The following is a 14165-nucleotide window of genomic DNA, read 5'->3' as shown; positions in this document are numbered from 1 at the left end:
TATGGCGAGCGTGCTGATCGCACTGGGCGGCAATGTCGGCGATGTCCGCGCGACGTTCGGCAAGGCGATCGCGCACATCTGCGGCATGGCGCAGGCCGCGCTGACCGCGCGCTCCTCGGACTATGCAACGCCGCCCTGGGGCGATGAGGAGCAGGATCCCTTCATCAATGCCTGCATCGAGATCGAAACCGGCCTCGATCCGCACGCGCTGCTGTTCGTGCTGCAGAAGGTCGAGCAGAAATTCGGCCGCACGCGGACCAAGGAGCGGCCCTGGGGGCCGCGCACGCTCGATCTCGACATGATCGCCTATGACGATGTCAGGCTGCAGAAGCCCGACCTGACCTTGCCGCATCCGCGTCTGTTCGAGCGCGCCTTCGTGCTGGTGCCGCTGGCCGAGATTGCGCCCGACCGCGTGATCTCAGGCATTCGCGTGCGCGACGGGCTTTCCAGCATCTCGACGCAAGGCATTGAGCGGCTTCCGGATACCGGTTAACCAAAAACAACCGTTTGCAGGGACGGTCCGCCGTGGCAATTTCGCCTGCGAACAACAAGATTTTCGGGAGCCCTTCGCCGCATGACCTCCGTGACTGACGACCTGCCGCTGGCGGCGGATTTTCCCAAGGCAACGGTCGAAGACTGGCGCAAGCTGGTCGATGGCGTGCTCAAGGGCGCGCCGTTCGAGAAGCTGGTCGGCAAGACCTATGACGGCCTGAAGATCGATCCGCTCTATCCGCGCGCCAGGGGCGTTGCGCCCGTGGTCGGGCGGGCTGCTGCCGCGCCGTGGCAGATCATGCAGCGGATCGACCATCCCGACGCGGCGGCCGCGAACGCGCAGGCCTTGCAGGATCTGGAGAATGGCGCGACCGGGCTCGCGCTGGTGTTCGCCGGTGGCAATGACGCCCACGGTTTCGGCCTGGAACCGACAGCCGACGCGGTCGCAAAGGTCTTGAAGGACATTCATCTCGATGCCGGCATCGGCATCGAGCTTCAAATCGGTCCGCAATCGCGGATGGCCGCGATCCATGTCGCGGAATATGTAAAGAGCAAGGGCCTCGACCCCGCGGCCTGCGACATCCGCTTCGGTCTCGATCCGCTCGCCGCCTGCGCGGTGTGGGGCCACAGCCCTTACACCTGGGAGGAGATCGCTCCTGCCCTCACCGGCGCGATCAAGGGTCTCGCCGCGCTCGGCTTCAAGGGGCCGTTTGCGTCCGCCGACGGACGCGTGATCCACGATGCCGGCGGCTCGGAAGTGCAGGAGCTCGCCTTCGTGCTCGCCTGTGGCGTCGCCTATCTTCGCGCGATCGAAGGCGCCGGCGTTCCGCTGGAAGCCGCGCAGGGCATGGTCTATGCGCGGCTCGCCGCGGACGCCGACCAGTTCCTGACCATGGCAAAATTCCGCGCGCTGCGGCTCTTGTGGGCGCGCATCGAGACGGCATGCGGACTGACGCCGAAGCCGTTGTTCATCGCCGCCGATACTGCCTGGCGCATGCTGACGCAGCGCGACCCCTATGTGAACATGCTGCGCGCGACCATGGCGACGTTCGCGGCGGGGCTTGCCGGCGCCAACGCGATCACGGTGCTGCCGCACACGCTGGCGCTCGGACTACCCGATCCGTTCGCGCGGCGCGTGGCGCGCAACACGCAACTGCTGCTGCTGGAGGAGAGCAACCTCGCCAAGGTCAGCGATCCCGCGGCGGGCGCAGGCGGCATCGAGACGCTCACGGCACAGCTTTGCGAGGCGGCCTGGGCGCTGTTCCAGGAGAGCGAGAAGGCCGGCGGCGCCTTTGCCGCGCTTCAGCAGGCCCTGTTCCAGAGCAAGGTCGCGGCCGCCCGCAAAGCGCGCGATGCCAACATCGCAAAACGCCGCGACGTCCTGACCGGCGCGAGCGAGTTTCCGAACCTGCATGAGCGCGAGACGGCGGTGCTGAAGGCGACGCCGGTCGCGCTCGCACCCTACGGCGAACAGAAATACAAGTTCGACGCGCTGCCGCCGATCCGGCTGTCGGAACCGTTCGAAGCGCTGCGCGACAAATCCGACGCGGCGTTGAAGGCGCGCGGCGCGCGGCCAAAGGTGTTCCTCGCCAATCTCGGCACGCCCGCCGATTTCACGGCGCGCGCAACTTTTGCGAAGAGCTTCTTCGAGGCCGGCGGCATCCAGGCCATCGACAGCGAGGGTTTTGCTGATCCGGCCAAATTGGTCGCCGCGTTCAGGGCCTCCGGTGCAGAGCTTGCCTGCCTTTGTTCCAGCGACAAGGTCTATGCGGAACACGCCGAAGCCGCGGCGAAGGCCCTGCAAACCGCAGGCACCAGACATATCTATTTGGCAGGCCGCCCGACCGAGGCCGAGGCAGGTTTACGGGCCGCCGGCGTCACGGGTTTTGTCTTCGCCGGGGGCGATGCGCTTGCCACGCTGCAAGACGCCTATCGACGGATGGAGCAGGCATGACCGAGCCAGGCAAACCAGTTCTCACCGGCGGCTGCCAATGCGGCGCCATCCGCTTTGCGGTCTTGGCAGCGCCGGCGAAGATCAGCATCTGTCATTGCCGGATGTGCCAGAAGGCGACCGGTGCGCCGTTCGCCTCCTACGCCGACATCGAGAAGGGTGATTTCGCCTGGACCAAGGGCACGCCCTCTGCGTTCCGCTCCTCGTCCATCGCGATGCGCGATTTCTGCGCCGCCTGCGGCACGCCGCTGAGCTTCCGCCGCATCGACGGCCCACGCATCGAGATCATGACCGGTACGTTCGATCGTCCGGATCACGTGGTGCCGACACGGCAATATGGAACCGAATCCCGCCTCGGCTGGGTGGTCGGGATCGCCAATTTGCCGAGCCAGACCACGCAACAGAATTACGGGCCGGAGAAGATGGCGACCATCGTCAGCCATCAGCATCCGGACCATGATTGAGCGTCTATGATATGGTCGAAACCATGAGCCGCATTCCCAATTTCGCCGATGTCGCCTTCGAGAGAGCAACCACCGCCGCGCCGGCCGGCAGCGCCGAGCCGTGGCTGACGCCCGAGGGCATCCTGGTGAAGCCCGCCTATGGCGAGGCCGACCTCGCCGGGCTCGATTTCCTCGAGACCTATCCGGGCATCGCGCCCTACCTGCGCGGCCCCTACCCGACCATGTATGTCAACCAGCCCTGGACCGTCCGGCAATATGCCGGCTTCTCCACGGCGGAGGATTCCAACGCGTTCTACCGCCGCAACTTAGCTGCCGGACAGAAGGGCCTCTCGGTCGCCTTCGACCTCGCCACCCATCGCGGCTATGACAGCGATCATCCGCGCGTCGGCGGCGACGTCGGCATGGCCGGCGTGGCGATCGATTCCATCTACGACATGCGCACGCTGTTTGCGGGCATCCCGCTCGACCAGATGAGCGTGTCCATGACCATGAACGGCGCGGTGCTTCCGATCCTCGCGCTGTTCGTCGCCGCCGCGGGCGAACAGGGCGTGCCGCCGGAAAAACTCTCGGGCACCATTCAGAACGACATTCTGAAAGAGTTCATGGTGCGCAACACCTATATCTATCCGCCTGCGCCGTCGATGCGGATCATCTCCGACATCTTCGCCTACACCTCCACGAAGATGCCGAAATACAATTCGATCTCGATCTCCGGCTATCACATGCAGGAAGCCGGCGCGACGCAGGATCTCGAGCTCGCCTATACGCTGGCCGACGGTGTGGAATATTTGCGCGCCGGTCTTGCCGCAGGCCTCGACGTCGACCGCTTCGCGCCGCGGCTGTCGTTCTTCTGGGCGATCGGCATGAACTTCTTCATGGAAGTCGCCAAGATGCGCGCCGCGCGCCTGCTGTGGGCGAAGCTCCTGAAGCCCTTCAATCCGAAGGATCCGCGCTCGCTCTCGCTGCGCACGCATTGCCAGACCTCGGGCTGGTCGCTGACCGCGCAAGACGTCTTCAACAACGTGATGCGGACGACGGTCGAGGCGATGGCGGCAACGCAAGGCCACACCCAGTCGCTGCACACCAACGCGCTCGACGAGGCGCTGGCACTGCCGACCGATTTCTCGGCCCGCATCGCCCGCAACACCCAGCTGTTCCTCCAGCAGGAGAGCGGCACCACCCGCATCATCGATCCCTGGGGCGGCTCGTATTATGTCGAGCGTCTGACGCGCGATCTCGCCGCCAAGGCGTGGAGCCACATCCAGGAGGTCGAGGAGCTCGGCGGCATGGCGAAGGCCATCGAGGCCGGCGTGCCCAAGCTGCGCATCGAGGAGGCTTCCGCCAAGACCCAGGCCCGCATCGACGCCGGCAAGCAGGCGGTGATCGGCGTCAACAAGTACAAGCCGACCGACGAGGCCCCGATCGATATCCTCAAGGTCGACAACACGAATGTCCGCCGGCTCCAGATCGACAAGCTGACGCGGCTGAAGTCCGAGCGCAACCAGAAGGACGTCGATGCCGCGCTCGCCGCGCTGACGCGCTCGGCCGGCGAAGGCAACGGCAACCTGCTCGCGCTCGCCATCGACGCGGCGCGGGCCAAGGCGACCGTCGGCGAAATCTCGGACGCGATGGAGAAGGTGTTCGGCCGGCACCGCGCCGAGATCAAGTCCATCACCGGCGTCTACAAGCGGGAGGCGTCCAGCATGGGTAACCGGGTCGAGAAGGTTCAGGCGCTGATCGACGCCTTCGAGGAGGCGGAAGGCCGCCGCCCGCGCATCCTGGTCGCCAAGATCGGCCAGGACGGCCACGACCGTGGCCAGAAGGTGATCGCCTCGGCGTTCGCCGATATCGGCTTCGACGTCGACATCGGGCCGCTGTTTGCCACCGCCGATGAAGCGGCGCGACAGGCCGTCGAGAACGACGTGCACATCCTCGGCGTCTCTTCGCTTGCCGCGGCCCACCTCACCGCCGTGCCTGAGCTCAAGGCCGCGCTGAAGAAGCAGGGCCGCGACGACATCATGATCATCGTCGGCGGCGTGGTGCCGCCGCAGGATTACGAGGCGCTCTACGCGGCCGGTGCCGAAGCGATCTTCCCGCCCGGCACGGTGATCGCCGACGCCGCCGAGGAGCTGATCCGCAAGCTGAACGCCCGGCTCGGGCATAGCGAGGCGGCGGAGTAGATGCTACGCTGGCCGTATCACCGGTCGGGTTGTCTTCATGACACGTGATGAGATCATCGCTGCGATCCGCAAGAACGCCGATGCCATCAAAGCCAAGGGCGTCTCGAAGCTCGCCATCGTCGGCTCGCGGGCCGACGCCGACTATCGGCCGGACAGCGACATCGATGTCCTGGTCGAGGTCGAACCGGAGGCCTCTTTCTCGCTGCTCAACCTGATCGACGTCGAGCAGATCATCGAGGACGCGACCGGCTTGCAGGCGCAGGCGACTGTCCGGCGCTCCGCCTCCCCCCACTCTGCGCAGCAGATCGCAGACGACATCCTCGAAATATTCTGACGCTCACGTAAGGAGCACTCCCCTTGAAGTTCATGATCGGTTTGAGCGTCGCCATGGCGCTTGGCGCAACGTGCGTGATCTCCGCCTTCGCCGCGGATCCAAAGCCCGACGCCATCGTCAAGACCAAGAGCATCGAGGCGCGCGTCTTCCTCGACGACAGGATCAAGGCGGATGCAGCGCTCGCGGCGGATTGCCTGGCCGAAGGCAGGAAGTGGCTCGACAAGAACGCGGCCGAGGCCGCCGCCGCGCGCAAAGAAGATCCGCAGTTCTTCAAGGACGGCGGCTGGGACTTCGAGCGCAAATATGCGATCCGCTCGGTCGTTGCCGACCGCTATGCCAGCATCCTGCGCAACGACTACATGGACACCCACGGCGCCCATCCCAATTCGGACGTGAACACGATCCTCTGGGACAAGACCGAGCGCAAGCGCATCTCGATCCGCCCGTTCTTCAACGAGACCGCCGATGGCGGCCCGACCATGAAGGCGATGCTGAAAGCCGTGATCGCCTCGCTCAAGGCCGAGAAGAAGAAGCGCGACACCAGCGAGACCGCAACCGACGAGTGGTTCAAAAGCGTGGAGCCGAGCCTGCTCAAGATCGGCGCCGTGACGCTCGCCCCGTCGACCGAGGCCGGCAAGAGTTCCGGGCTCACGTTCCACTATCCGCCTTACGCGGTCGGTCCCTACGCCGAAGGCGAATATGTCGCATTCGTGCCGTGGGAGACGCTGAAGCCTTACCTCACCGCGGAAGGCACGCGCATTTTCGGCGGCGCACGGCCGAAGGGCGATGCGGAGGAGCCGCAATGATCGTCGTGTGAGCAGCGACACATTGCTCACAGTGCTCTGGTAGCGCTACCTTGCAGCCGCGCTGCAAAGCTGACTAGAATGCCGTCATTAAGAGCGCCCGGTGTCACGGGCGCCGCTGGGAGGCATTCATGTCCAAGATTACGCGCCGCGCTTTTGCGGCTTCATCCGCCGCGGTCGCGGCGTCCGCCGCATTCGGTCTCACGCCCGCCCGCGCCCAAGCCTATCCGGCGCGGCCGGTCACCGTGATCGTGCCCTGGGGCGCCGGCGGCGGCACCGACGCGACTGCGCGCATTGTCGCAGCCCTGTTGGAAAAGGACCTTGGCCAGCCCTTCAACGTGGTGAACCGCACCGGCGGCTCCGGCGTCGTCGGCCATACCGCGATCGCGACTGCGCAGCCCGACGGCTACACGATCGGCATGCTCACGGTCGAGATCTCGATGATGCACTGGCAGGGCCTCACCGAGCTGACGCCGAAGAGCTACACCCCGCTGGCGTTGATGAACGAGGACCCGCCCGGCATCCAGGTCTCCTCCTCCTCGCCCTACAAGACGGTCAAGGACCTTGCCGAAGCGATCAAGGCCGCGCCGCCCGGCAAGTTCAAGGCCTCGGGCACCGGCCAGGGCGGCATCTGGCATCTGGCGCTGGTCGGCTGGATGCAGGCGATGGGCCTGCCCGCCAACCAGGTCGCCTGGGTGCCGTCGAACGGCGCCGCGCCCGCGATGCAGGATCTCGCCGCCGGCGGCCTCGACCTCACCACCTGCTCGGTGCCGGAAGCGCGCGCCATCATCGAGGCCGGCAAGGCAAGGAGCCTCGCCATCATGGCGCCGGCGCGCAACCCGATCTTCCCGGACGTGCCGACGCTGAAGGAGGCGATGGGCATCGAATACGCGACCGGCGCCTGGCGCGGCATCGGCGCACCCAAGAACCTGCCCCCGGAGCTCGCAACGAAGCTCACCGCGGCGCTGAAGAAGGTCTTCGACTCCGCCGAGTTCAAGGACTTCATGAGCAATCGCGGCTTCGGCACGGTGTGGGGCGATGCCGGCCAGTTCGCTGGCTTCATGGACAAGGGCGACGCCCAGATGGGCGAAGCGATGAAGGCCGCAGGTTTGAGCAAGGCGTGAACCTTCACCTCTCCCCGCGTGCGGGGAGAGGTCGAATTCGAGCTCCGCTCGAATTCGGGTGAGGGGGGTCTCCGCGAGTCCAACTCTCACCGTCCGCGCGGAAAGTCCCCCTCTCCCCGTAAGAACGGGAGAGGGAGAAGAAACCCCACAGGACTCCTCCCATGCGTCTTCCCGACTCCGTCACGGGCTCGTTTCTCGTCGTGCTCGGCGCCGCTTCTGCCTATGGCGGCTACATCTTGCCGCCGGTGCCGGGGCAGCCGGTCGGCCCCAACGTGTTTCCGCTCGTGATCGGCACCGGGCTTGCGCTGTGCGGGCTCGCGATCGTGTTCGGCATCGGCCATTCCTTCGAGGAGGAGGAAGAGCTGATCCCGCTGGAGGGCGGCCAGGCCGCAAGCCCGCCGCCGCAGGGCAAGCTCTACGGCCTGCGTGCGCTGCTGCCGCCGGCGCTTTTGCTGTTCTACGTCGTCGCCGCCGACCGGCTCGGCTTCATCATCACCGCGGCGATCATGGTCTACGTGACCTCGACCGCGCTCGGCGCCAAGTGGAAGCTGGCGCTGCCGCTCGCCGCGCTGTCGCCCTTCGCCATCCACCTCATCTTCGGCAAGCTGCTGCGCGTGCCGCTTCCTGCCGGCCTGCTGCCGACGCCCTGGTGATCCATGCTGAAGACCCTGATTGAAGCGTTCGCGCTGATCTCCACCTGGGAGGTGGTCATCGCGATGTTCGCGGCCTCCGTTTACGGCCTCGTCATCGGCTCGCTGCCGGGCCTGTCGGCGACGATGGCGACCGCCCTGCTCGTCCCCGTCACCTTCTATCTGTCGCCGATCGCCGCGATCGCGACCATCGTCGCGGCGTCCTCGATGGCGATCTTCTCCGGCGACATTCCCGGCGCTCTGCTGCGCATTCCCGGAACGCCCGCGTCCGCCGCCTATGCGGACGAAGCCTATGCCATGACGCGCAAGGGCCAGGCCGAGCTGGCGCTCGGGGCCGGCGTCTGGTTCTCAGCGGTCGGCGGCATCGCCGGCGTGCTGTCGCTGATGATCTTGGCGCCGCCGCTCGCCGAGGTCGCGCTGTCGTTCTCCACCTTCGAATATTTCTGGCTGGCGCTGCTCGGCCTGATGTGCGCCACCCTGGTCGCGCGTTCCTCGCCGGTGAAGGCGATCGCCGGCATGTTCCTCGGCCTGCTCGTCTCCTGCATCGGCATCGAGAATCCGGGCGGCGTGCCGCGCTTCACCTTCGGCATCACCGACCTGTTCGGCGGCATCGAGCCGATCCCGGCGCTGGTCGGCGTGTTCGCGGTGGCGCAGGTGATGCGCGCGATGCTGACGCCGGAACCACCTCCACTGCCGCGTCGAAAATTCGGAAGCATCATGGCCGGCCAGTGGAAGCTGACCAGGAAATACCATTGGCAGATGACGCGCGGAAACATCGTCGGCATCATCATCGGGGTTCTGCCCGGCGCCGGCGCCGACATGGCCGCCTGGGTCAGCTACGCGATGTCCAAGCGCTTCTCCAAGGAGCCGGAGAAATTCGGCACCGGCCATGTCGAAGGCCTGGTCGAGGCCGGCGCCAGCAACAATGCCAGCATCGCCTCGGGCTGGGTGCCCTCGCTGCTGTTCGGCATCCCCGGCGACACCATCGCCGCGATCGCGATCGGCGTGCTCTACATGAAGGGGCTCAATCCCGGCCCGACGCTGTTCACCGAGAAGGCGTCGAGCATGTACGCGATCTACCTGATGTTCATCATCGCGAACATCCTGATGATCCCGCTCGGCATCGCCATGATCCGGATCGCCGCCTACATCCTGCTGGCACCGCGCTCCGCCATCATGCCGATCATCATGCTGTGCTGCGCGGTCGGCTCGTTCGCGATCGGCAACAACATGTTCGGCGTCGTCACCGTCGCCGCCTTCGGGGTGATCGGCTACGTGATGGAGGCGAACGGCTATCCCGTCGCCGCGATGGTGCTCGGCATCGTCATGGGCACCATGGTCGAGCAGGCCTTCGTGACCTCGCTGATCAAGTCCGACGGCAGTATCCTGCCGTTCTTCGAACGCCCCGTCGCCGCCATCCTCGCCGCCATGGCGATCGGCGCGCTGCTGTGGCCGGTGATGGTATGGGTCTGGCGCAAGGTGAAACCGGTGCAGACGGCGGCAGCAACATCCCGGTGATAGGGGGCGGGCGGCCCTCGCCTGCCCCGCCGGGGCGTTGTAAAGCAAGGCATGGTTGAGAAGAAGGTTTCACTGGACATCAAATCCCTCGCGCGCGACCTCCGCTCCGGCAGTCGCGCGGCCCTCGCCCGGGCCATCACGCTGGTGGAGAGCCGGCGCGGCGACCACCAGGCGCTGGCGCGGGAGCTCGTGCAAATGCTGCTGCCCGACACCGGCAAGGCGTTTCGCGTCGGCATCACCGGCTCGCCCGGGGTCGGCAAGTCCACCACCATCGACGCGCTCGGCACCTATCTGATCGAGCAGGGCCACAAGGTCGCAGTGCTCGCGGTCGATCCGTCCTCGGCGCGCAGCGGCGGATCGATCCTGGGCGACAAGACGCGGATGGCGCGGCTGTCGGCGTCGGATGACGCCTTCATCCGCCCCTCGCCATCCTCGGGCACGCTCGGGGGCGTCGCCGCGAAGACGCGCGAGGCGATGCTGCTATGCGAGGCGGCCGGCTTCGGCGTCGTGCTGGTCGAGACCGTCGGCATCGGCCAGTCCGAGACGGCGGTCTGCGACATGACCGACTTCTTCCTCGCATTGATGCTGCCCGGCGGCGGGGACGAGCTCCAGGGCATCAAGAAGGGCCTGGTCGAGCTCGCCGACATGATCGCGATCAACAAGGCCGACGGCGACAATCTCAAGCGCGCCAACATCACCGCCGCCGACTATCGCAGCGCGCTGCATATTTTGGCGCCGCGGTCCGAGCATTGGCACCCGCCGGTCGAGACCTATTCGGCGCTGACCGGCGACGGCATCGCAAAGATCTGGCAAAAGGTCCTCGATCACCACAAGGCGATGAACGCGTCCGGCGATTTCGCCGCGCGCCGGCGCGAGCAGCAGGTGAAATGGATGTGGTCGATGTTGGAGCAGCGCATGCTGGCGCGGCTGCGCAGCGAGGCATCGGTGCGGACCAGGGTCCGGAAGATCGAGGCCGAAGTCGCCGATGGTCATCTCACGCCGGCGCTCGCCGCCGAGCAAATTCTGGGGCTGCTGCAATGAGCCAAAAGCTCCGCGTTCTCCTGACCGGCTTCGGTCCCTTCCCCGGCGCGCCCTATAACCCGACACAGCCGCTGGTGGCACGGCTGGCGCGGCTGCGCCGCCCGGCACTCGACGACGTCGAGCTTGCGACCCACATTTTCCCTGTGACCTATGCCGCCGTTGACCGGCAATTGCCGGAGGTGCTCGCGGCGCAAAAACCGGACGCGCTGCTGATGTTCGGCCTCGCGGCGCGGACCTCGTACCTGCGCATCGAGACCCGCGCGCGCAACGCGGTCACCCTGCTCTGGCCCGATGCCGCCAACACCCGCTCGAGCAAGCGCGGCATCGCCGGCCATGCGGATGCGATGCTGTTCGGCCCGCACACCGCAAGGCTGCTGCGCGCGGCACGCCTCACCGGCATCGATGCACGCGCCTCGCGCGATGCCGGCGCCTATCTCTGCAACTACTTAAGCTGGCGCGCGATCGAGAACGCGAGGGACGGCGGGCCACGGCTGGCGGCGTTCATCCATATTCCGCTGCTTGCGCGCAGCGGTGCAGTGCGGCTCAAGGGTGCGCCACGGATCACGCTGGAGGAACTGGTGGATGCCGGGGAAGCCATGCTGATGGAAATGGTGCGATTGGCCCGGAAGGCCCGCACTTCATAGGGTGGGCAAAGGCGCACTTGCGCCGTGCCCACCATCTCTTTCGATCCGGGTGACAATGGTGGGCACGCTGCGCTTTGCCCACCCTACGGCATCTCGCTTTGCGTAAACATTTAACCCTACCGCGAACAATCCTCATCGCCCCGGCCGCCGTGCGCCATTTCTGCGCTACCTAACCGCTGCGGACACTTCCCGCGTCCGCCGGAGGACGCATCCATGGACCTCAACCGGCGTCATCTCATCGGAGCCTCGACCGCCGGCATCGCCGGCGCGCTGGCCATGCCGGCCGACGCTGCGCGCGCGGCGCCGCTGACGTCGCTGCTCGGCCGCGATGCCACGCAATATGGCGTGCGGCCCGGCAGCAGCGAGGACCAGACCCGCGGACTCCAGCGCGCCATCGACGAGGCCGCGCGAGCGCAGATGCCGCTGGCGCTGCCGCCAGGCGTCTACCGCAGCGGATTGCTACGGCTGCCGAACGGCACACAACTGATCGGCGTGCGCGGCGCGACGAAATTCGTCTTCACCGGCGGGCCGTCGGCGATCCAGAGCGACGGCGCCGATGCGATCGGCCTTTCCGGCATCACCTTCGACGGTGGCGGCATCCCGCTGCCGACACGGCGCGGACTGATCCACGTTCTCGGCGGCCGCGACGTCCGCATCACCGATTGCGAGATCACAGGCTCCGGCGGCAGCGGCATCTGGCTCGAGCAGATCTCAGGCGATATCTCCGGCAACATCTTCACCAGCATCGCGGTGACGGCCGTGGTCTCGTTCGACGCCAAGGGCCTCAGCGTCGCCCGCAACACCATCATCGGCACCAACGACAACGGCATCGAGATCCTGCGCAGCGCGATCGGCGATGACGGCACGCTGGTCGCAGACAACCGCATCGAGGACATCAAGGCCGGCCCCGGCGGCTCCGGCCAGTACGGCAACGCCATCAACGCCTTCCGCGCCGGCAATGTGATCGTGCGCGGCAACCGCATCAAAAATTGCGACTATTCCGCGGTGCGCGGCAATTCCGCCTCCAACATCCACATCACAGGCAACAGCGTCAGCGATGTGCGCGAGGTCGCGCTCTATTCCGAGTTCGCGTTCGAGGCGGCGGTGATCGCCAACAACATTGTGGACGGCGCCGCCGTCGGTGTCTCCGTCTGCAATTTCAACGAGGGCGGCCGCATCGCGGTGGTCCAGGGCAACATCATCCGCAATCTGATCCCGAAGCGGCCGATCGGCACCGCGCCTGACGACGATGCCGGCGTCGGCATCTACATCGAGGCGGATACCTCGGTGACCGGCAACGTGATCGAGAACGTGCCGTCCTACGGCATCGTCGCCGGCTGGGGCAAATATCTGCGCGACGTCGCGATCACGGGCAACGTGATCCGCAAGGCGCTGGCCGGAATCGGCGTCTCCGTGGTGCCGGGCGCCGGCACCGCGCTCGTCAACAACAACATGATCTCCGAGACCCCGCGCGGCGCCGTGGTCGGCCTCGATCACGCCCGCGCGGTGACGGCGGATCTGTCGGCGGACGGCGCGCAGCGCTTTGCGCAGGTGGTGGTCGGCGGGAACGCGGTGCGGCGGTAGCTGCGCGGTTGGCAGACGGGGCCGTTCATCCTTCGAGGCTCGCCCCGCGGTACACCGCGGAACTCGCGCCTCAGGCTGACAGAGCTGGGAAGACGCAACCGCTCTCTCTGAACGTTACCTTCAGAACGCGTTCCGCAGCAGCGGGTATTTCGCTTCGATGCCGTCGAGGCTGAGGGTGAATTCGACGACGCGCTCGGGGGCGGCGACGATTTCGTCCGCCGGGGGCGAGAATTGCTGCAGCAGCGTTGCCACCGCGGCAGGCGCCTTCACTGCAGGTGCGGCAACCGATGCTATTGCAGCGGGTTCGGCGAACGGCGACCTCACGGGAGGCGCGGTGCGCGGCGCCAACGCAGCAGGCGCTGCGGACGGCGTCCTCACGACAGGTACCGTCGGCAGCGCCCTCGCCGCGGGAGCCTTGAGCGGGGGGACGGCGGCGGGTGCAGTGAACGATGCCACCGCAGCGGGCGCCGCGAGCGGTGCGCTGGGAGCGAGCGGCACGAGCGGGGCTTCGGTCACCTCGGCGAGCACATTCGGCGTGGGGGCGAGCCTGACCGGCACGGCGGTCTCGGGGGCGATGTGGACCGCCTTCGGCTGCATGGTCTGGGCCTGCTGCTCGCGCGGCGCCATGCGGGGCATTGTCGCCGGCGACCAGCCGAATGCGGGGGTGACGCTCGCGGCCGCCGCGGCAACGTCCCCGCCGGTGGCGATGGCGCGCCAGGTTTGGACGGCGCGCTTGGCTTCCTGGATGTTTTCGAGGAATGCGATCTCGGAGTGATAGCGGCGCCAGCGTCCGGTCTCGAACATTTCGGAGAGATGTTGCAGCCGCTGTTCGGCGAGAACGCACCAGCGTGCCGCGATCTCACGGCTACCAGCCGCGCCGCGAACAAGATCGCGAACAGACTCTTGGCGATGTGTCATGGACCAGCCCGTCAGGAGAAAAATACGGACGCGGGGGACGCAACGCACACGAATCAATTTAGACGCGACATGAATATTTTGTGGAAAAGTTTTGACTTGTCCAGCAACGACACCTCGTTCGTCGTCAAAGACCGTAGTCGTGCGGAGATTTGCTGTGTTTTCGAGTCAAGCTTCGCACAAGCATAGCGGGCGTGCGGGATGCCGGCCGACCGATGGCGATGAACGCAAGCGCGATCGCTCTACCGGAAGCTGATCTCAAACACGGCTTCAAGGAATCGGATGCCCCGAAAAGAAAAGACCCGTCCGGGGGGACAACCGGACGGGTCGAGCCATATGGGCGCTTGGGGTGGATGGGCGCTCGCGCCTGATATGACTGATGGGGAGGGATGACCGCTCCCACATAATTTGGTCGTGGCAGCCGGCTGAACGTTCAATGCGGCGTTCGATTATTTAACCTTCGGC

13 protein-coding genes are annotated in these 14165 nt (G+C 66.5%); 12 read left to right on the top strand and 1 reads right to left on the bottom strand.

The annotated features are described in order from the left end of the window. Nucleotide 1 precedes the first annotated feature (1 nt). From folK to BJA_RS15090, 12 genes are all read left to right on the top strand, one after another. Nucleotides 2-493, top strand: a complete 492-nt coding sequence (gene folK, locus BJA_RS15145; protein WP_011085841.1) for a 2-amino-4-hydroxy-6-hydroxymethyldihydropteridine diphosphokinase — start codon at nt 2-4, stop codon at nt 491-493. An 81-nt stretch (nt 494-574) separates the two neighbouring features. Next, nucleotides 575-2446 carry a methylmalonyl-CoA mutase family protein gene (locus BJA_RS15140; RefSeq protein ID WP_011085840.1) on the top strand — a complete coding sequence of 624 codons (1872 nt, stop codon included), beginning with the start codon at nt 575-577 and terminating at the stop codon, nt 2444-2446. After that, nucleotides 2443-2907 carry a GFA family protein gene (locus BJA_RS15135; RefSeq protein ID WP_011085839.1) on the top strand — a complete coding sequence of 155 codons (465 nt, stop codon included), beginning with the start codon at nt 2443-2445 and terminating at the stop codon, nt 2905-2907. Before BJA_RS15140 ends, BJA_RS15135 begins: the two co-directional genes overlap by 4 nt. 23 nt (nt 2908-2930) lie before the next feature. Continuing rightward, entirely contained in the window at nt 2931-5087 is a 2157-nt protein-coding gene (scpA, locus tag BJA_RS15130; RefSeq protein ID WP_011085838.1) for a methylmalonyl-CoA mutase, read from the top strand. A 37-nt stretch (nt 5088-5124) separates the two neighbouring features. Beyond that, on the top strand, nt 5125-5421 hold the full coding sequence (locus BJA_RS15125; RefSeq protein WP_011085837.1) for a nucleotidyltransferase family protein: 297 nt from the start codon (nt 5125-5127) through the stop codon (nt 5419-5421). A 32-nt stretch (nt 5422-5453) separates the two neighbouring features. Further along, a complete protein-coding gene (locus BJA_RS15120) occupies nt 5454-6227 on the top strand; it encodes an RsiV family protein (RefSeq protein WP_011085836.1) in 774 nt (257 codons plus the stop codon). 128 nt (nt 6228-6355) lie between these two features. Beyond that, complete coding sequence (locus BJA_RS15115; protein WP_011085835.1) at nt 6356-7348, top strand: tripartite tricarboxylate transporter substrate binding protein; 993 nt, start codon at nt 6356-6358, stop codon at nt 7346-7348. A gap of 161 nt (nt 7349-7509) precedes the next feature. Further along, the gene (locus tag BJA_RS15110; protein ID WP_011085834.1) at nt 7510-8001 is read left to right on the top strand and encodes a tripartite tricarboxylate transporter TctB family protein; all 492 of its coding nucleotides are present in this window, start codon (nt 7510-7512) and stop codon (nt 7999-8001) included. A 3-nt stretch (nt 8002-8004) separates the two neighbouring features. Further along, nucleotides 8005-9516 (top strand): tripartite tricarboxylate transporter permease, encoded by a 1512-nt coding sequence (locus BJA_RS15105; RefSeq protein ID WP_011085833.1) that lies wholly within the window; start codon nt 8005-8007, stop codon nt 9514-9516. A gap of 51 nt (nt 9517-9567) precedes the next feature. Further along, nucleotides 9568-10557, top strand: a complete 990-nt coding sequence (meaB, locus tag BJA_RS15100; RefSeq protein ID WP_011085832.1) for a methylmalonyl Co-A mutase-associated GTPase MeaB — start codon at nt 9568-9570, stop codon at nt 10555-10557. Beyond that, nucleotides 10554-11201: a pyroglutamyl-peptidase I gene (locus BJA_RS15095; RefSeq protein WP_011085831.1), complete on the top strand. Its 648-nt coding sequence runs from the start codon at nt 10554-10556 to the stop codon at nt 11199-11201. The genes meaB and BJA_RS15095 overlap by 4 nt, the downstream gene beginning before the upstream one ends. 213 nt (nt 11202-11414) lie before the next feature. Next, on the top strand, nt 11415-12785 hold the full coding sequence (locus BJA_RS15090; protein WP_011085830.1) for a TIGR03808 family TAT-translocated repetitive protein: 1371 nt from the start codon (nt 11415-11417) through the stop codon (nt 12783-12785). 120 nt (nt 12786-12905) lie between these two features. Here BJA_RS15090 and BJA_RS15085 read toward each other — a convergent pair whose 3' ends face one another. Beyond that, entirely contained in the window at nt 12906-13703 is a 798-nt protein-coding gene (locus BJA_RS15085) for a TIGR03809 family protein (protein WP_051000271.1), read from the bottom strand. Nucleotides 13704-14165: the final 462 nt, after the last annotated feature.

It is taken from the genome of Bradyrhizobium diazoefficiens USDA 110, assembly GCF_000011365.1.
Taxonomy (GTDB): Bacteria; Pseudomonadota; Alphaproteobacteria; order Rhizobiales; family Xanthobacteraceae; genus Bradyrhizobium; species Bradyrhizobium diazoefficiens.
This window is presented reverse-complemented; position numbering and strand designations above follow the sequence as displayed.